The sequence below is a fragment of the Frigoribacterium sp. PhB116 genome, from assembly GCF_004364285.1.
Taxonomy (GTDB): domain Bacteria; phylum Actinomycetota; class Actinomycetes; order Actinomycetales; family Microbacteriaceae; genus Frigoribacterium.
In genome coordinates this window covers 598,567-617,027 of record NZ_SOBE01000001.1, presented here as the reverse complement: position 1 = coordinate 617,027, position 18,461 = coordinate 598,567, and the positions used below count along the sequence as shown (strand labels likewise).

General features: G+C 73.3%; 14 protein-coding genes and 1 pseudogene. 11 read left to right on the top strand and 4 right to left on the bottom strand.

Annotation, left to right across the window (positions count from 1 at the left end; genetic code table 11):
* Positions 1–50: 50 nt before the first annotated feature.
* Together EDF20_RS02780 and EDF20_RS02775 are read right to left on the bottom strand one after the other, a co-directional pair.
* Positions 51–707, bottom strand: a complete 657-nt coding sequence (locus tag EDF20_RS02780; RefSeq protein WP_133737632.1) for a DedA family protein — start codon at positions 705–707, stop codon at positions 51–53.
* A gap of 76 nt (positions 708–783) precedes the next feature.
* Positions 784–1,635 (bottom strand): aminotransferase class IV, encoded by an 852-nt coding sequence (locus EDF20_RS02775; protein ID WP_133737631.1) that lies wholly within the window; start codon positions 1,633–1,635, stop codon positions 784–786.
* 11 nt (positions 1,636–1,646) lie between these two features.
* Between EDF20_RS02775 and EDF20_RS02770 the strand changes: the two genes are divergently transcribed.
* The 5 genes and pseudogenes from EDF20_RS02770 to holA all read left to right on the top strand — a co-directional run bounded on the left by EDF20_RS02770 (position 1,647) and on the right by holA (position 10,179).
* On the top strand, positions 1,647–3,071 hold the full coding sequence (locus EDF20_RS02770) for an anthranilate synthase component I family protein (protein ID WP_133737630.1): 1,425 nt from the start codon (positions 1,647–1,649) through the stop codon (positions 3,069–3,071).
* A gap of 217 nt (positions 3,072–3,288) precedes the next feature.
* Positions 3,289–5,805, top strand: a complete 2,517-nt coding sequence (gene leuS / locus EDF20_RS02765) for a leucine--tRNA ligase (RefSeq protein WP_208292582.1) — start codon at positions 3,289–3,291, stop codon at positions 5,803–5,805.
* Between the two features lie 97 nt (positions 5,806–5,902).
* The gene (locus EDF20_RS02760; RefSeq protein WP_133737628.1) at positions 5,903–6,616 is read left to right on the top strand and encodes a ComEA family DNA-binding protein; all 714 of its coding nucleotides are present in this window, start codon (positions 5,903–5,905) and stop codon (positions 6,614–6,616) included.
* Positions 6,511–8,451, top strand: a pseudogene (locus EDF20_RS16175) (ComEC/Rec2 family competence protein); the annotation flags it as partial. The gene EDF20_RS02760 and the pseudogene EDF20_RS16175, both read left to right, overlap by 106 nt.
* A gap of 693 nt (positions 8,452–9,144) precedes the next feature.
* Positions 9,145–10,179, top strand: coding sequence for a DNA polymerase III subunit delta (holA, locus tag EDF20_RS15985; RefSeq protein ID WP_243833404.1), 1,035 nt, complete (start codon positions 9,145–9,147; stop codon positions 10,177–10,179).
* 115 nt (positions 10,180–10,294) lie between these two features.
* Here the strand turns inward: holA and rpsT are convergent, their stop codons facing one another.
* Complete coding sequence (gene rpsT / locus EDF20_RS02750) at positions 10,295–10,555, bottom strand: 30S ribosomal protein S20 (RefSeq protein ID WP_123546174.1); 261 nt, start codon at positions 10,553–10,555, stop codon at positions 10,295–10,297.
* 309 nt (positions 10,556–10,864) lie between these two features.
* On the opposite strand from rpsT, the gene EDF20_RS02745 reads away from it, so the two are divergent.
* The 5 genes from EDF20_RS02745 to hemW all read left to right on the top strand — a co-directional run bounded on the left by EDF20_RS02745 (position 10,865) and on the right by hemW (position 16,497).
* Positions 10,865–12,010: an aminotransferase class I/II-fold pyridoxal phosphate-dependent enzyme gene (locus tag EDF20_RS02745; RefSeq protein ID WP_133737626.1), complete on the top strand. Its 1,146-nt coding sequence runs from the start codon at positions 10,865–10,867 to the stop codon at positions 12,008–12,010.
* Between the two features lie 73 nt (positions 12,011–12,083).
* The gene (locus EDF20_RS02740) at positions 12,084–12,428 is read left to right on the top strand and encodes a DUF4190 domain-containing protein (RefSeq protein WP_133737625.1); all 345 of its coding nucleotides are present in this window, start codon (positions 12,084–12,086) and stop codon (positions 12,426–12,428) included.
* A gap of 230 nt (positions 12,429–12,658) precedes the next feature.
* Complete coding sequence (gene lepA / locus EDF20_RS02735) at positions 12,659–14,512, top strand: translation elongation factor 4 (RefSeq protein WP_133737624.1); 1,854 nt, start codon at positions 12,659–12,661, stop codon at positions 14,510–14,512.
* A gap of 3 nt (positions 14,513–14,515) precedes the next feature.
* A complete protein-coding gene (locus tag EDF20_RS02730) occupies positions 14,516–15,268 on the top strand; it encodes a DUF1990 domain-containing protein (protein WP_133737623.1) in 753 nt (250 codons plus the stop codon).
* Between the two features lie 2 nt (positions 15,269–15,270).
* A complete protein-coding gene (gene hemW, locus EDF20_RS02725) occupies positions 15,271–16,497 on the top strand; it encodes a radical SAM family heme chaperone HemW (protein WP_133737622.1) in 1,227 nt (408 codons plus the stop codon).
* A gap of 96 nt (positions 16,498–16,593) precedes the next feature.
* Here hemW and EDF20_RS16170 read toward each other — a convergent pair whose 3' ends face one another.
* A complete protein-coding gene (locus EDF20_RS16170; protein ID WP_133737621.1) occupies positions 16,594–17,103 on the bottom strand; it encodes a DUF4870 domain-containing protein in 510 nt (169 codons plus the stop codon).
* Between the two features lie 255 nt (positions 17,104–17,358).
* On the opposite strand from EDF20_RS16170, the gene hrcA reads away from it, so the two are divergent.
* On the top strand, positions 17,359–18,381 hold the full coding sequence (gene hrcA, locus EDF20_RS02715) for a heat-inducible transcriptional repressor HrcA (protein WP_123546160.1): 1,023 nt from the start codon (positions 17,359–17,361) through the stop codon (positions 18,379–18,381).
* Positions 18,382–18,461: the final 80 nt, after the last annotated feature.

The following is an 18,461-nucleotide window of genomic DNA, read 5'->3' as shown; positions in this document are numbered from 1 at the left end:
CAGCGGCGAGCAGAGGAGGGGCCGGCACGCACGTGCCGGCCCCTCCGTCGTCAGACGGCGTCGTCGTCCGGATGGGTCATGTGCTTCTCCTCGCGCCGGTGCACGAGCCGCTTGACGAGCAGCACGACCACGGCGAACGCGACCACGATGCCGACGAAGACGTAGCCGGCGCCGTGCAGCCGGTCGGCGAGCTCCCGGTAGCTGCCGGCGGCGGCCGCGCCCACCGACACGTACGCCGTCGCCCAGAGGAGGCAGGCCGGCGTCGTCCAGGCGAGGAACGTCCGGTAGCGCATCGGGCTGGTGCCCACGGTCAGCGGGATGAGCGAGTGCAGCACGGGCAGGAAACGCGACACGAAGACGGCGATGCCGCCGCGCCGGGCGAGGTAGTTCTCGGCCCTGGCCCAGTTGTGCTCGCCGAGGCGCCGGCCGAGACGGCTGCGCCGGATCGCCGGGCCGAAGTGCCGCCCGAGCGCGAAGCCGATGCTCTCGCCGGTGAGGGCGCCGAGCACGAGGGCGACGACGAGCGAGGCGAACTCGACCGGGCCGACCACCGCGGTCGCGGAGACCACGGCCACGGTGTCCCCGGGCACGAGCAGCCCGAGCAGCACGCTCGTCTCCAGGATCATCGCGAGCCCGGCGAGCAGGGTCCGGAGGAGCGGGTCGACCGACTGCACGAGGTCGAGGAGTCCTGTCAGCACGTCGTCCACCCGGCCGATCCTATGCACCGCCGGTCGGGAGCCCCCTGGTCCCGCAGGTCGTGAGCCCCCTGGTCTCGCAGGCCGGTCAGGACCTCGCCGGGAGCGGGCGACGCAGGGCGTCGAGGCGGGCCTGCCACGTGGCGAGCCTCCCAGGCTGCTCCGCCGGGGAGGGGCCGTCGACCCACCCGGAGACGATGCGGACGCCGTGCAGCGCGCTGAGCGACCAGATCTCGGCGCCGTCGAGCTCCGCCGGCGTCGTCCGGTCGTGCAGCACGTCGACGCCGAGCACGGCCGCGAGGGTGAGCACGGTGCGCGAGGTCACCCCGGGCAGGCGGGGCAGATCGTCGGCCGGCGTGCAGAGGGAGTCGCCGCGCCACCAGACGAGCGAGCTCCACGCGCCCTCGACCACGTGGCCCTCGGGGGAGAGGATCACCGCCTCCTCCGCTCCGCGAGAAGCGGCCTCCGCCCGGACGTCCCCGAGAGCGGCGAGATCGGGGCCCTTGACGAGGGGTGACGTGCGGGGGTCGCGGGCCGCGGTCGCCACCCGGACCGATCTCGTGCGGTCGGGAGCGGTCCGCAGTCGAGCCCGCAGTTCGGGTGCCCCGGCGGCGGCGCGGACCAGCTCGACGCGGGGGAACCAGGCGCCGTCCCGCGGCAGGCGGTCGACCACCGCGCCCCAGAAGGCCTCGACGTCGTCGTCGGCGACCAGGCCCGTGGCCGTCACGGACGACGTGAAACGGTCCCGGTGCACGTCGAGGGCGCGGACGGCGCCGTCGAGCACGAGCCACGAGTCGGCGACGAGCACGTCGGGGGTCGACGCCGTGGGCTGCTCAGCCGTCGACGCCTTCGACGCCGTCGAGGCTGACGGTCCCGTCGACTCCGCGGGCGACGACGCGAGCTCGCCCCCGCGCCACAGGAGGGTCTCGCCGGGGCTCATACACTCAGGGTATGCGCCTCCCGGTCCACCGTCGTCCGCTCTCGTGGCGCGACCCGGAGGCCGTCGTGCTCGCCCTCGCCCGCAGCGGGGACGTCGTGTGGACCGACGCGGGTCCCGGCGCCTCGTCAGGGCGCTCGGTCGTCGCCTGGGGCCCGGCGCTGACGGCGACGGGCCCCGACGACCTGGCCGTCGCGTGGACCGAGCTCCGGGCCGTCCTCGCCGATCCCCGAGGCGACGCCGATCCGCTCGGACCCGCCGGCTGGCTCGGCTACGGCGTCGGGACCTGGCTCCTCGACCGGGACGCGACCGTCGGCGTGGGCCGGGGCGCGCCTCCCTCGGTCACGGCCGGGCTCCCGCTCGACCCCGACGCCCCCGCCGACCTCGCGCTGCTGCTGACCGACCGCGCGCTGGTCTTCGACCACGGCGACAGGACGGTGGAGGCGGCGGTCCTGGGCGACGACCGCTGGCTGTCGGCCGTCGCAGCGGCCTGGTGCGACGTTCCCGAGGGCGACCCCGGGCACCCGGCCGAGGCGACGGCACCGTCGCGCCCCGCCGTGCGTCAGCACGACGACGACGCCTACCTCGCGCTCGTCGAGCGCTGCCAGCAGGCCATCACGGCGGGAGACGCCTACGTGCTCTGCCTCACGACGACGACCACGGTCGGGGGCGACGTGGACGACCTGGCCGTGTACCGGAGGCTGCGCCGGTCCTCTCCGGCCCCGCACGCCTCCTTCGTGCGGATCGGCCCGACGTCGGTGCTCGGGGCGTCGCCCGAGTCGTTCCTCCGGGTCGACGCGGCAGGCGTGGTCTCGTCGTCCCCGATCAAGGGGACCCGGCCGCGGTCGGCGGACGCGGTGCTCGACGCCCGCGCCGCCGCCGAGCTCGGCGCCGACGAGAAGGAGCTCGCCGAGAACCTGATGATCGTCGACCTCGTGCGCAACGACCTCACCCGCGTCGCGGCGCCCGGCACCGTCGCGGTGGCCGAGCTGTTCGCCGTGCGGTCCTACCGCCACGTGCACCAGCTCGTGAGCACGGTGACGGCCGTCCTGGCCCCGGGACGCACCGCCCTCGACGTCGTGGAGACGGCATTCCCCGCCGGCTCGATGACCGGCGCGCCGAAGCGCCGGGCCGTGCAGCTGCTCGCTGCCTGGGAGGGGCGGCCGCGCGGCGTCTACTCGGGCGTCGTGGGGCACCTCGGCCTGGACGGCTCCGCCTCGCTCGCCATGGCCATCCGGTCGATCGTCGTCGAGCGGGCGACGTCGCGACGGCCCGGCCGCGCGAGCGTCGGCGCCGGGGGAGGCGTCACTGCGTCGTCGGTGCCGTCCGTCGAGCTCGAGGAGGTGCGGCTGAAGTCTGCCGCCCTGCTGCGCGCCCTCGACGCGGTCGCGGAGGGCGCCTCCTCGGCTCCCGCCGTGCCGGCGCCGCCCGTGCCCTGACGAGACGGTCGGCCCGCTACCCTGGACGACGGACCGCCCCGCGCGTGTGCCCTCGGGGCGCCCCCGGGCCGTCCGCCTCCCCACCGCAGCGATTGAGAGTCCCGTGGCCCACGAGCACGACACGACACCGTCCGCCGACCAGGCGTCCACCACCCCGGCGTCCGAGACCCCGGCCCCCGCCGAGGGCGAGACGGAGCGCGCCTACGACCCCGCCCGCCTGCAGCACAAGTGGCAGGCGATCTGGGAGGAGGCGAAGCCCTTCGCCGTCGACCCGGACGACGTGCGGCCGCGCAAGTACATCCTCGACATGTTCCCGTACCCGTCGGGCGACCTGCACATGGGGCACGCCGAGCAGTACGCGCTCGGCGACATGGTCACGCGCTACTGGCGCCAGCAGGGCTTCAACGTGCTGCACCCGATCGGCTGGGACAGCTTCGGCCTGCCCGCCGAGAACGCGGCGATCAAGCGCGGGGTCGACCCCCGCGAGTGGACCTACGCGAACATCGAGCAGCAGAAGCAGAGCATGAAGCTCTACGCGCCGTCGTTCGACTGGGACCGCGTGCTGCACACGAGCGACCCCGAGTACTACAAGTGGAACCAGTGGCTGTTCCTTCAGATGTACGACAAGGGCCTCGCGTACCGCAAGGACAGCTGGGTGAACTGGGACCCGGTCGACCAGACCGTGCTCGCGAACGAGCAGGTCCTCGCCGACGGCACGTCCGACCGCTCGGGCGCCGTCGTCGTCAAGAAGAAGCTGACGCAGTGGTACTTCAAGATCACCGACTACGCCGACCGCCTGCTCGACGACCTCAACCAGCTCGAGGGCCACTGGCCGACCAAGGTGCTGAACATGCAGCGCAACTGGATCGGCCGCTCGATAGGTGCCGACGTGCACTTCGAGATCGAGGGCAGGGAGGAGCGGGTCACGGTCTTCACGACCCGTCCCGACACGCTCTGGGGCGCCACCTTCATGGTCGTCGCGCCCGACTCCGACCTCGCGGCCGAGCTCGTCGCCGACGCGACCGACGACGTCAAGGAGACCTTCGCCTCCTACCTGGTCGAGGTGCAGAAGGCGACCGAGATCGAGCGCCAGTCGAGCGAGCGTCCGAAGACCGGCGTGCCCCTCGGGCGCGTCGCGGTGAACCCGGTCACGGGCGACCCGATGCCCGTCTGGGCCGCGGACTACGTGCTCGCCGACTACGGCCACGGCGCCGTGATGGCCGTGCCCGCGCACGACCAGCGCGACCTCGACTTCGCCCGCAAGTACGACCTGCCGGTCCGCGTCGTCGTCGACACCAACGCGCCTGTCACGGGCGTCATCCCCAAGCTGCAGCTGGACGAGGACGGCCAGGCGATCCTGCCCGACGACCTGCCCGACCTCGACCCCGCGTCGACCGGCGTCGCCCTGACCGGCGAGGGCCGGTTGATGAACTCGGGGCCGCTCACCGGCCTGAGCAAGTCGAACGCGATCAAGCGCGTGATCGAGCTGCTCGAGCAGTCGGGTTCCGGCAAGGCCGCGAAGACCTACCGCCTCCGCGACTGGCTGATCTCGCGCCAGCGCTTCTGGGGCACGCCGATCCCGATCGTGCACGGCGCCGACGGCGTCGAGGTGCCCGTGCCCGTCGACCAGCTGCCCGTGCTGCTGCCCTCGACCGAGGGCCTCGACCTCAAGCCCAAGGGCAGCTCGCCCCTGGGCGCCGCGACCGACTGGGTGAACGTGCCCGACCCGCGCGACGGCTCGCCGGCGCGCCGCGACGCCGACACGATGGACACCTTCGTCGACAGCTCGTGGTACTTCCTCCGGTTCCTCGACCCGACCGACTCCGAGCGGGCGTTCGACCCGGCCCAGGCGAGCAAGTGGGCCCCCGTCGACCAGTACGTGGGCGGCGTCGAGCACGCGATCCTGCACCTGCTCTACGCGCGCTTCATCACCAAGGTGCTCTTCGACCTCGGCCACGTCGACTTCACCGAGCCGTTCAGCGCCCTGCTGAACCAGGGCATGGTGCTGCAGGACGGCGCCAAGATGAGCAAGAGCAAGGGCAACGTCGTCAGCCTGTCCGACGAGATCGCGAAGCACGGCGTCGACGCGATCCGCCTGACGATGGCCTTCGCCGGCCCGCCCGAGGACGACATCGACTGGGCCGACGTCTCGCCGGCCGGGTCCGCGAAGTTCCTCGCCCGGGCGTTCCGGCTGGCGACCGACGTCGACAGCCCGCGCGACGTGGTGTGGGCCGAGGGCGACCAGGCGCTGCGCCGGGTCACCCACCGGTTCCTCGCCGAGGCCCCCGGGCTCAGCGAGGCGTTCAAGTACAACGTCGTCGTCGCCCGCCTGATGGAGCTCGTCAACGCCGTCCGCAAGACGATCGACAGCGGCGCCGGCGCCGCCGACCCCGCGGTCCGCGAGGCGACGGAGACGGTGGCCCTCGGGCTCTCGCTCTTCGCGCCCTACACGGCGTCGGAGATGTGGGAGCTGCTCGGCTACGACGGCGTGGGCGTCGCCCACTTCGGCTGGCGCCGGGCCGACCCGACCCTGCTCGTCGAGACCAGCGTCACGGCCGTCGTGCAGGTGAACGGCAAGGTCCGCGACCGTCTCGAGGTCTCGCCCAAGATCGGGTCCGACGAGCTCGAGGCCCTGGCGCGCGACTCCGCCGCGGTGCAGCGCGCGGTCGGCGACAAGCAGATCGTGAACGTCGTCGTGCGGGCGCCGCGCCTCGTCGCCATCGCGGTGAAGTAGCCCACTCGCTCCTCCCCGCCGCCGACCGGCCGTCCTGGTTCCCCAGGGCGGCCGTCGTCGTCTGCGGGTGCCCCGCCGCTCCTCCTACGGTCGGGGGATGGTCGTCGACTTCCGCTCCGCGCCCGATCCGGCGGCCCCCCGCGGGCCGCGCTGGCGCCTCGGCGTCGGGGCCGTGGTCGTGCTCGTGCTGGCGGTGCTCGCGGTCACCGTCGCGATCTCGGCGGCGGCGACCCGAGGAGGCGCGGGCGAGACCGCGATCACGTCACGGCCGACGCCCGCCGACGGGTCGCCCGGGGCTGCCGACTCGTCGGGGGCACCCGGGGCAGCCGGCTCGCCCGTCTTCGTGCACGTGCACGGCAGGGTCGCGCTGCCGGGTCTCTACGAGCTCGCGTCGGGGGCACGCGTCGTCGACGTCGTCGCGGCCGCGGGGGGCTTCGCCGACGATGCCGAGCAGGGCGCGGTCAACCTGGCCCGGCCCCTCGTCGACGGCGAGCAGCTGTACGTGCCGGCGATGGGGGAGGCGGCCGCGGCAGGGCCCGGCGGCGGGGCCGGCGCGGGGGCGGGGTCGGGGGCGGGTGCCGGCTCCGCGCTGGACGGCGGCGCGTCCGGGCCGGGGGCAGCTCTCGTCGACCTCAACTCGGCCGACGCCGCCGCGCTCGAGACGCTCCCCGGGATAGGGCCCGCGACGTCGGCGGCGATCCTCGAGTGGCGGAGGCAGAACGGCGCGTTCCGGTCGGTGGACGACTTGCTGGGGGTCAGCGGCATCGGGGAGAAGACCCTCGCCAAGCTCAGCCCCCTGGTCACCGTGTGAGGGCGCCGACTCAGGTCGACGTCCGCTGGGCCGCGCCGGCGGGCTCGTCGTGGGCCGTGCTCGTCGCGGTCCTGCCGAGGCCCGACCTGCACGTCACGGTGAGCGTCCTGCTCCTCCTCGTCGGGGCCGCGGCCCTGCTCGTCGCCGTCGGGGCCGGACGACGGGCTCGACGAGAGTGGTTCTCGGCGTCTGCGTCGCCGTCGCCGTCGGCTTCAGGTCGGCAGCGCGCCTCGGGGTCGCCGGGGTCTCGCGTCGTCCCCGCCGCGGCGTTGGTCGCGCTCGTGGCGCTCGTCGCGGGGCTCGTGCTGGCGGGTGCGGCCGCACGGCAGCACGTGCGCTACCCGGAGGAGCTCGTCGCCCTGTCGGGCCACTCCGCCGAGCTGCACGGCACGGCGACGGGCCGTGTGGCGGCGGGCACACGAGCCGTGCAGGTGACGGTGCGCGAGGTCGTCGTGGCCGACGAGGTCGTGTGGCGCGGGCGGGCGTCGTTCCTCCTCCTCGGGCCGAGGGTCGCGGAGGGGGTGGCCGTCGAGGTGGGGCAGGAGGTGTCCGCCCGCGTCTCGGTCCTCCCGGTCGAGCCGGGCGACGACGTCGCCTTCGTCGCGGCCGTGCGAGGCCAGGTCGTCCCCGGGGCGCCGCCGTCCGGGGCGGCGGGCCTCGCCGACTCGGTGCGCTCCGACTTCCGCGGCGTGACCGCGGAGCTGCCGGGCGACGGCGGCAGCCTCCTGCCCGGGCTCGCCGTCGGCGCGACGTCCGCCGTCGACGACGAGCTCGACGAGGCCATGAAGGCGTCCTCGCTGTCGCACCTGACCGCCGTGTCCGGGTCGAACTGCGCCGTCCTCGTGGCCCTCGTCATGCTCGTGGGCGGGGCCCTGGGAGTACCGCGGCTGGCGCGCCTCCTCCTCGCGGCGGTCCTGCTCCTCGCGTTCCTCGTGCTCGTCACCCCCGAGCCCAGCATCGTCCGCGCCTCGGTCATGGCCCTGGTCGTGCTCGTCCACCTCGCGGCGGGTCGGCCCGTGTCGGGACTGCCCGTCGTCTCGTTGGCGGTCTCGGGCCTGCTCCTCGTCGACCCCTGGCTGGCCCGCGACCTCGGCTTCGCCCTGTCGGTGCTCGCCACGGCGGGTCTCGTGGTGCTCGCGGCGCCCCTCGCCGACGCGTTCGCCTGGTTCCTGCCGCGCCCGGTGGCGGCCGTGCTGGCCGTGCCCGTCGCCGCGCAGCTCGCGTGCCAGCCGGTGCTGCTGCTCCTCGACCCCCGGGTGGCCGTGCACGGCGTCGTCGCGAACGTGCTGGCCGAGCCCGCGGCGCCCCTGGCGACCGTGGGCGGCCTCGTCGTGTGCGCCACCGCCTCTTGGGCTCCGGGCCCGGCCGAGCTCGTCGCACGGGCCGCGTGGGTGCCGGCCACGTGGATCGGCGCGGTCGCCCGCTCCGTGGCGTCCTGGCCGCTCGCCCGGGTGGACTGGCCCGGCGGGCCGACGGGAGTCGTGCTCCTGGCTGCTCTGACCGTCCTCGTCGCCGGGGCGGTGCTCGCCCGGCCGGGCGGGCGGCTGCGGCGGGTCGTCGTCGTCCTGCTCACGGGCGCGCTCGTGGTGGGCGCCGGTGCGGTCGTGGGCGTCCGCACGGGGGAGCGCAGCGCCGTCCCTGCCGACTGGACGATCGCCCAGTGCGACGTCGGGCAGGGCGATGCTGTCCTCGTCCGGAGCGAGGGCCAGGTGGCCCTCGTCGACGTCGGCGACGACGAGGCCGCGCTCGGCGGCTGCCTCCGCCGGTTCGGGGTCGACCGGATCGACCTCCTCGTGCTCACGCACTTCGACGCGGACCACGTCGGAGCCGTCGACGTGGTCACGGGACGAGTCGGCCGTGCCCTGGTCGGGCCGACCGCGAGCCCCGACGACGAGCGTGTCGTCGACGACCTGGCCGGCGGCGGTGCGGAGGTCGTCGAGGTCGCGGTCGGCGTGGGGGGAGTCCTCGGCGAGCTCGGCTGGTCCGTGCTCTGGCCGGTCCGGGCGGACGCGGCGGGCAACGACGCGAGCGTCGTCACCCTGTGGCGGCCGCTGCCCGGCTGTCGGACGGGCTGCCTGTCGCTCCTCGACCTCGGCGACCTCGCCGAGGCGCCGCAGCGTCGCCTCCTCTCGTCGTCGGGCGGGACCCTCTCGGGCGTCGACGTCGTGAAGGTGTCCCACCACGGATCCGCCGACCAGCACGCGGGTCTCTACGCGGCCGCCCGGGCCTCGGTCGGGCTCGTCGGGGTCGGTGCCGACAACAGCTACGGGCACCCGCGACGAGAGGCTCTCGACATGGTCGAGGAGGCGGGCGCCGAGGTCACGAGGACCGATCTCGACGGCGACGCCGCGGTCGTCGTCGACGACTCGGGCGGCGTGCGGCTCTGGCGCCGACACGCCGTCGCGGGCCACGCGCCGTCCGCCGACCCGTCGGCCGCGGGGGCCGCGGGGTCCTGGGCGCCGGCGGCGTCGGGGGAGGCCGTTACGCTGGGAGCCGGGCGCCCGAGGCGTCCTCGACCGAGGAGGACCGTGGCCGCGAGAACCACCGGCAAGACGACGAAGAAGGCGAGCGTCGCCGTCGACCAGGTCCCCTGGCACGCGATCCGCCCCGCGCCGGTCGTCCTCGTCAGCGGGCCCGAGCAGTTCCTCGCCGAGCGTGCCGTGCGGCAGCTCCGCGACCAGCTCGTCGCCGAGGACCCGAGCCTCGAGGTCCACGACCTCGAGGCCGACCACTACCAGCCCGGCGAGCTCATCACGCTCGCGAGCCCGTCCCTGTTCGCCGAGCCGCGCCTCCTGCGCGTGGTGTCGGTCGAGAAGTGCACCGACGCGTTCCTCACCGAGACGCTCCGGTACCTCGAGTCGCCGGCCGACGACACCTACCTCGTGCTGCGGCACGGCGGGGGAGTGCGCGGCAAGAAGCTGCTCGACACGATCCGTGCGGGCGTGGGCGGCGGCGTCGAGGTCGTCTGTGCCGAGCTCAAGAAGGACACGGAGAAGCACGACTTCGCCGCGGGCGAGTTCCGGTCGGCACGTCGACGTGTGTCGAGCGGCGCACTCCGCGCGCTCGTGACGGCGTTCTCCGACGACCTCGCCGAGCTCGCCAGCGCCTGCCAGCAGCTGATCTCCGACGCGGCGGACGAGATCACGGAGGCGACGGTCGAGAAGTACTACGCCGGCAGGGTCGAGACGAACGCCTTCAAGGTCGCGGACGCGGCCATCGCGGGGCGCCAGGGCGAGGCGCTCGTGCTCCTGCGGCACGCCCTCTCGTCGGGTGCCGACCCGGTCCCCGTCGTGGCGGCCTTCGCGATGAAGATCCGCACCATGGCGAAGGTGCAGGGCGTCTACGGCCCGTCCGGCCAGCTCGCGTCTCGCCTCGGCATGGCGCCGTGGCAGGTCGAGCGGGCCCAGCGCGACGTGCGTGGCTGGAGCGAGGACGGCCTGGGCCGGTGCATCGAGCTGCTCGCCGAGACGGACGCCGCGGTCAAGGGCGCGCAGCGCGACGCGATCTACGCGCTCGAGCGGATGGTCACGACCGTGGCGACGCGGGGTGCCGTCGGGCGCTGACCGACTGCCCGGCTCGCGGGTCTGTCATCCTGACGTCCTCGTGGAACGCGAAGGGCCCCGTCTCGGTCGAGACGGGGCCCTTCGCAGCGAGCGCGATGCGCTCAGGGGGTCAGGCTCAGAGAGCGCCGACCTGCTTCGCGATCGACGACTTGCGGTTCGCGGCCTGGTTCTTGTGGATGACGCCCTTGCTGGCGGCCTTGTCGAGCTTCTTCGAGGCGAGGGCCAGCGACGCGGTCGCCTTGTCCTTGTCGCCGGCGACGATGGCCTCGCGCGCGGCGCGGACAGCGGTCTTCAGCTCGCTCTTGACGGCCTTGTTGCGGTCCTGGGCCTTCTTGTTGGTGCCGATGCGCTTGATCTGCGACTTGATGTTCGCCACGTTCGCTACTTCCTGTTTCGTGTGTCGTATGACTGGGCTGTCGGCACCAGGATGCGGCGCCGTGCCCGGGGGACGGTTCTGTGAGGTGGTGCTGCGAGCCGACCGGGAGGAGACGCGCTCTCCCCGGACTGCCGCCGGTGGTGCCACCGGAGCGGCTCTCGGCTGCGTTCGCGATCCGTCACGTCAGACGTTCCGCGCAAGCCAACAGGCAACGTTACCAGCACGTCGCCCGACTCTCAATGATAGGGCGTCCCCGAGGGGCGGTGGTGACCCAGCGGGAGGGCGTGTCGCCCGTAGTACGGTGCCGTCATGCCGTCGCTCGCCCCGCACATCGCATCCGTCCCCGCCTCCGGGATCCGCAGGGTCTTCGAGCTCGCCGCCGGCCTGGACGACGTCGCGATGCTGGTCATCGGCGAGCCCGACGTGCCCGTTCCCCACCACGTCGGCGACGCGGCCCGCCGTGCCTGGTCGGAGGACCGCACCGGCTACACGCCGAACGGCGGCATCGCGCCCCTCCGCGAGGCCCTCGTGGCGAAGCTGGCGCGCGAGAACGACCTGCACGTCGACGTGGAGCAGGTCTGGGTCACGGTCGGGGCCACCCAGGCGCTCCACCAGGCCATGGGGCTCGTCCTCTCGTCGGGCGACGAGGTGCTCGTGCCCGACCCCGGCTACACGACGTTCTCGATGAACGCGCACATGCTCGACGCCGTCCCCGTGCCGTACGCGCTCTCGCCCGGCCACGGCTTCCTGCCCGACCTCGACCAGCTGGAGGCGGCCGTCACGGACCGCACGCGAGCCGTCGTCGTCAACTCGCCGTCCAACCCCCTCGGGGTGGTCTGGCCGCGGGAGGTGCTGCAGGGGCTGCTCGACCTGGCCGCCCGACACGACCTCTGGGTGATCAGCGACGAGGTCTACGAGTACTTCACCTACGGGACGCCGCACGTGAGCATCGCCTCCCTCGACGCCGACGACCGCGTCTTCAGCGCGTTCTCGCTGAGCAAGACCTACGCCATGACCGGCGTGCGCGTCGGCTACCTGGTGACGCCGCGTGGCCTCGCCCCGACGATGCGGACGGTCCAGGAGGCGATGATCAGCTGCGTCGCCGAGCCCGACCAGCACGCCGCCCTCGCCGCCGTCACCGGCGACCACGGGCCGGTGTCCGAGGCCCGGGAGCACTATCGCCAGAACCTCGAGCTCGCCACGGCGCTGCTCGCGGAGCGCGGCATCGCCCACCTCGACCCGCAGGGCGCCTTCTACCTCTGGATCGACGTGAGCCACGCGTCGCAGGGCGACGTCGCCGGCTGGGCCGAGCGCTTCCTGCTCGAGCGGCGGGTCGCCGTCGCGCCGGGCAGCGCCTTCGGCCGGTCCGGCGAGGGCTGGATCCGCATCTGCCTGGCCGCGGCTCCCGAAGTGATCGAGCGCGGGCTCCGGGCCCTCCCCGCACCCGGCGCCTGACGGGGACGCCCCCGCCTCGATCCGGGGGTCTGCCCCCTTCAGGCGGGCTGCGTCTCCTTCGTAGGCTCGAGACATGACGAACACCGCACCGACCACCCCGCCCGTCGCCGCGCACACCGCGGCCCCTGCCGCTCCTGCCGCCCCCGCGGCGGCCGGCGGACTGCACTCGCCGCTGAGCCTCACGAGCCTCGTGCTCGGGATCGCGTCGGTGGCGCTGAGCTTCACCTTCGTCGTGCCGATCGTCGGCGTCGTCCTCGGCGTCCTGGGTCGCCGACGCGAGCCCGCGGGCCGCACGATGGCGCTGATCGGCATCATCTCGTCGGGGGTGATGCTGCTCGGCAGCGTCGTCCTCCTCGTCGTCGGGCTCCTGGCCGCGGTCCCGATCGGCCTGCTCGGCCTGTTCCAGTACTTCGGCTGACGCCTGCTCGTCAGCTGACGCCTGCCCGTCGGTTGACGCCTGCCCGTCCGCTGCCGCCCGCTCGGTGGGGCCGCGCCTCGTGTCGGCAACTCCTGACGGGTGTGCCGGGAGCCCCCGGCAGCGCAGTCACGGCGATGGTGCAGTGCACACCGCAGGAGTTGTCGACACGGTTCCCGAGCGCGACGTGGGAGAATCGAGGCGACAACCGCCCGCCACCCCCTGAGGACCGTGTGAGCCCCCTAGCAACCCGTGCACTCGAGCCGGCGAAGACCGCGCCCGAGCACATCCGCAACTTCTGCATCATCGCGCACATCGACCACGGCAAGTCGACGCTCGCCGATCGCATGCTGGGCATCACCGGCGTCGTCGAAGACCGGGCGATGCGCGCCCAGTACCTCGACCGCATGGACATCGAGCGCGAGCGCGGCATCACGATCAAGAGCCAGGCCGTGCGCATGCCCTGGGAGCGCGACGGCCAGACCTTCGCCCTCAACATGATCGACACGCCCGGCCACGTCGACTTCAGCTACGAGGTCAGCCGGTCGCTCGCGGCGTGCGAGGGCGCGATCCTCCTCGTCGATGCAGCGCAGGGCATCGAGGCCCAGACGCTGGCGAACCTCTACCTGGCGCTCGAGAACGACCTCGAGATCATCCCGGTCCTCAACAAGATCGACCTGCCGGCGGCCGACCCGGAGAAGTACGCGGCCGAGCTCGCGAGCCTGATCGGGGGCGACCCCGCCGACGTCCTGCGCGTCAGCGGCAAGACGGGCATCGGCGTCACTGAGCTGCTCGACCGCGTCGTCGACCGCATCCCGTCGCCCACAGGCGACTTCGACGCCTCGCCGCGCGCGATGATCTTCGACTCCGTCTACGACAGCTACCGCGGCGTCGTCACCTACATCCGCATGATCGACGGCACCCTGCACCCGCGCGAGAAGGTGCAGATGATGTCGACGAAGTCGACGCACGAGATCCTCGAGATCGGCGTCTCGTCCCCCGAGCCGACGCCGAGCCAGGGCCTCTCGGTCGGCGAGGTCGGCTACCTGATCACCGGTGTGAAAGACGTGCGGCTCTCGAAGGTCGGCGACACCGTCACGACCTCGGCCAAGCCCGCGACGGAGGCGCTGGCCGGCTACGTCGAGCCCCTCCCGATGGTCTACTCGGGCCTGTACCCGATCGACGGCAGCGACTACCCCGACCTGCGCGAGGCCCTCGACAAGCTCAAGCTGTCCGACGCCGCCCTCGTCTACGAGCCCGAGACCAGCGTCGCGCTCGGCTTCGGGTTCCGCTGCGGGTTCCTCGGGCTGCTGCACCTCGAGATCATCACCGAGCGCCTCGAGCGCGAGTTCGGCCTCGACCTCATCACCACGGCGCCGAGCGTCGTCTACGAGGTCACCACCGACGACAAGCAGACGGTGACCGTCACCAACCCGAGCGAGTTCCCCGGCGGCAAGATCGCCAGCGTGAGCGAGCCGATGGTCAAGGCGGCGATCCTCGCCCCGAAGGACTACGTCGGCGTCATCATGGAGCTCTGCCAGCAGCGCCGCGGCGCCCTGCTCGGCATGGAGTACCTCGGAGAGGACCGGGTCGAGATCCGCTACGCGATGCCCCTCGGCGAGATCGTCTTCGACTTCTTCGACAGCCTCAAGTCGAAGACGGCCGGCTACGCGAGCCTCGACTACGAGCCCACCGGCGACCAGGAGGCCGACCTGGTCAAGGTCGACATCCTTCTCCAGGGCGAGCAGGTCGACGCGTTCAGCGCGATCGTCCACCGCGACAAGGCGTACGCGTACGGGGTCCTCATGACCGGTCGCCTCCGCGAGCTCATCCCTCGACAGCAGTTCGAGGTCCCCATCCAGGCCGCGATCGGCGCCCGCATCATCGCGCGCGAGAGCATCCGCGCCATGCGCAAGGACGTCCTCGCGAAGTGCTACGGCGGCGACATCAGCCGCAAGCGCAAGCTGCTCGAGAAGCAGAAGGAGGGCAAGAAGCGCATGAAGACCATCGGTCGCGTCGAAGTGCCCCAGGAGGCGTTCATCGCCGCTCTGAGCGGCGACACCGAGGCGAAGAAAGAGAAGAAGTAGCCGATGCGCCGCTCGACCCACGCCGAGACCCACACGACCTACGGTGAGGTCGGGGCGACGCAGGCGCCCGACCTGATGCAGTACCCGCCGAAGGGCTTCCGCCCCGCCGAGTACCGCACCAGGGTCGGCCACGGCGACGCTCGCTTCGAGGCGGCGTGGATCGCCACGATGACCTGGAAGATCCAGGAGCGCAGCGGCATCGAGGTCCACGTCGACTCGGTGCCGCCCGTCGAGGAGGGCGGCTACCACCCCGTCACCTTCGACGACGACGGCGTCCCCGTCGACCCGGCGCACTGGGAGCAGGGCCGCGACGAGTCCCGCTTCGCGCCGGACGGCACGCCGTTCCTCACCGCGGGCACGACGGCGACCCTGTCGATCTCGGCCTACGGCCGCAGCGTGCAGGCGCCCGTCCGGGTCGTCTACGTCGTCGACGAGCCGCGGCGCAAGGGCTTCGCCTACGGCACGCTCGACGGCCACCCGGAGAGCGGCGAGGAGAGCTGGGTCGTCGACCAGACCGACGACGCCTCCGTCTGGCTGTCGATCCGTTCGTTCTCCCGCCCGAGCACCTGGCGCTGGAAGCTCGTCGAGCCCTTCATGCGCCGCCAGCAGGCGATGTACACGCGTCGCTACCTGCGCGCCCTCAGCCTGAGCGAGCCCGACGTCCCGGCCGAGGCCGACGTCGACCTCGAGGCCGCCGCCGAGGCCGCTCACGACGACGAGATCCGCGAGCCCGGCTCGCGCCGGTCGGGCGACTGACGGTGCCCGGAGCCCTTCCCCTCGGCGACCCTGCCCCCGTCGACGGCTCACTGCCGGCCTCGGTGGTCGAGGGCGTCGCCGACCGCAACTTCGGCGTGTACCTGCACGTGCCCTTCTGCCGGGTGCGCTGTGGCTACTGCGACTTCAACACCTACACGGGCGACGAGCTGCGCGGGGCCCGGCGTGACGACTACGCGCAGGAGGCGGTGGACGAGGTGCGCCTCGCCGGTCGCGTCCTCGAGGGTGCCGGGCTGCCTCCTCGTCCGGTCTCGACCGTCTTCTTCGGCGGCGGCACGCCCACGATGCTGCCGCACTCCGACCTCGCCGCGATGCTCTCGTCGGTCGTCGATACCTGGGGCCTGGTCGACGGCGCCGAGGTGACGACGGAGGCGAACCCGGACTCGGTCGACGCCGCGTACCTCGAGGCGCTGGCGGCCGCCGGCTTCACGCGCGTCAGCTTCGGCATGCAGTCCGCGGTGCCGAGCGTGCTCGCGACCCTCGAGCGGACGCACGACCCCGAGCGCGTGCCCCTCGTCGTGCGCTGGGCGCGCGACGCCGGGCTCGACGTCAGCCTCGACCTCATCTACGGCACGCCCGGCGAGACGCTCGACGACTGGTCCCGGTCGCTCGACGTCGCCCTCGAGCAGGAGCCCGACCACCTGTCCGCGTACTCGCTCATCGTCGAGGACGGCACGAAGCTCGCCCGGCAGATCCGCCGTGGCGAGGTGGCCCAGCCCGACGACGACACCGCGGCCGACATGTACGAGCTCGCCGACGACCGGCTCGCCGCCGCGGGCTACGGCTGGTACGAGGTGAGCAACTGGGCGCGCGACGAGCAGCACCGCTCGCGCCACAACCTGTCGTACTGGCAAGGCCACGACTGGTGGGGCGTCGGCCCGGGCGCCCACAGCCACGTCGGCGGGGTCCGCTGGTGGAACGTGAAGCACCCGGCTGCCTACGGCCAGCGCATGGCCGCGGGGGAGTCGCCCGGCGCCGGCCGCGAGACCCTCGACGCCGAGACGCGCCGGGTCGAGCGGGTGCTGCTCGCCGTCCGGATGCGCGAGGGCCTGCCCACCTCCGACCTCGATCCCGAGGGCCGCGCGGCCGTGGCGGGGTTGATCGCGGACGGCTGGGTCGAGGGGCGCGAGGCGCTGGGCGGTCGGGTCGTGCTCACGCGCACGGGGCGGCTCATGGCCGACGCCGTGGTCCGCCGGCTGCTCCCGGTCTGAGGGCCGACTCGACCCGAGTCGACGCTGGACGCGGCCGGGACGACGCGAGGCGCGCCTCCCGAGCGGGAGACGCGCCTCGACGAGCGTGCCGGCGGGCTACGCCTTGATGAACTCGATGCTCAGCGGGTACTTGTAGTACTCGCCGCGGTTGGCGGCGAGGGCCGCGATGATCCCGAAGACGATCACGACGATCGCCGCGGCGAGCGTGATCAGCACGCCGATGCCGAGGAACGACGTGGCGCCTCCGATGACGTACGCGATGACCATCGTGATCTGGAAGTTCAGTGCGACGCGGCTGTGCTCGCGGACGAACGGGCCGCGGTCCTTGAGCACGAGGTAGCCGACCAGGGGCGCGACGAAGCTGAGCAGGATGCCGCCCACGTGGATCAGCGTGGCCCAGAGCTTCTCGTCCTCGGGGCGCAGGGGCTGCGGCGGCTGCGGGGCGCCGTAGCCGGGCTGCTGGCCGTAGCCGGGCTGCTGCGGGCCGGGCTGACCCGGCTGCTGCCCGTAGCCGGGCTGGCCCTGACCCGGCTGGCCCTGGCCGGGCTGCTGGCCCCAGCCGGAGCCCTGCGGGTCGTGCGGCTGGGAGGGAGGGGTGTCGGTCATCTGCTCACCTGTTCGTCGTCGTGGGCCCGACCGGGTCGAGGCGAACGGGCGCATCGCGGGTGGTCGGTGCTGGCCGCCCGGCCGGACGAGGTCGTCCGCCGGGCGTCACGGCGAGCATAGGGCAGGAGGTGCGGGTCGAGTAGGCCTCGCGGGCCGCGTGACGTAGGATTGGCAGTCTGGCAGGACGAGTGCCAGCGAGCTCGGGTCGTCGTCGTGACGTGCCCCGCCGCCGGCCGTGCGAGAGGGAGGTGCGTCGTGGTCTCGGAACGTGGTCTCGAGGTGCTGCGCGTCATCGTGCACGACTACGTCGCCTCCCGCGAGCCCGTGGGCTCGAAGTCGATCGTCGAGCGTCACCACTTCGGCGTCTCGGCCGCCACGATCCGCAACGACATGGCGCTCCTCGAAGAAGAAGAGCTGATCGCGGCGCCGCACACCTCGTCGGGTCGGGTGCCGACCGACAAGGGCTACCGTCTCTTCGTCAACCACCTCGCCGACCTGCGTCCGCTGAGCAGCGCGCAGCGGCAGGCGATCGAGACGTTCCTCGGCGACTCTGCCGACCTCGACGAGGTCCTCGGCCGCACGGTCCGCCTCCTGTCCCAGCTGACGAACCAGGTCGCGCTGGTGCAGTACCCCTCGTTCTCGCGGGCGCGCGTGCGGCACGTCGAGCTGGTCAGCCTGGCCGAGCGGCGCGTCATGACCGTGCTCATCACCGACACGGGGCAGGTCGAGCAGCGGCTCGTCGAGCTGCCCGTCGTCGTCGACGACGAGTTCCTCGCTGAGCTCCGCGGGGCGCTCAACGCGGCGGTGGGCGGCACCGAGCTGAGCGCGGCCGCCGCGCTGCTCGGCGACCTGCACGACCGCTTCCGCCCTGAGCAGGCCGTCGTGGTCGGCGTCGTCGTCGCCAGCCTGGTCGAGCAGCTCGCCGCCGGGCGTCAGGAACGCCTCGTGATGGCCGGCGCGGCCAACCTCGTGCGCACGGGCGACGACTTCAGCGGCGACCTCTACCCCGTCCTCGAGGCGATCGAGCAGCAGGTGGCCCTGCTGCGCCTCTTCGGCGAGATGCAGCTCGACGCGGTCGACGTCGCCGCGAGCATCGGGCGGGAGAACGCCTCCTTCGGCCTCTCCCAGGCGTCCGTGCTCGCGAGCGGGTACACCTCGACGGGCAGCGAGGTCGCGCGCCTCGGCGTGCTCGGCCCGATGCGCATGGACTACTCGACCAACATGGCCGCCGTGCGTGCGGTGGCCCGCTACCTGTCGTCGCTGCTCTCCGAGCGCTGACGAGCCGCACCTCCCCGGCCCTGCGCGACCGCGCCGCGCCCCCTGACCAGCCCCCACGAGACCACCCCCAGACACCAGAG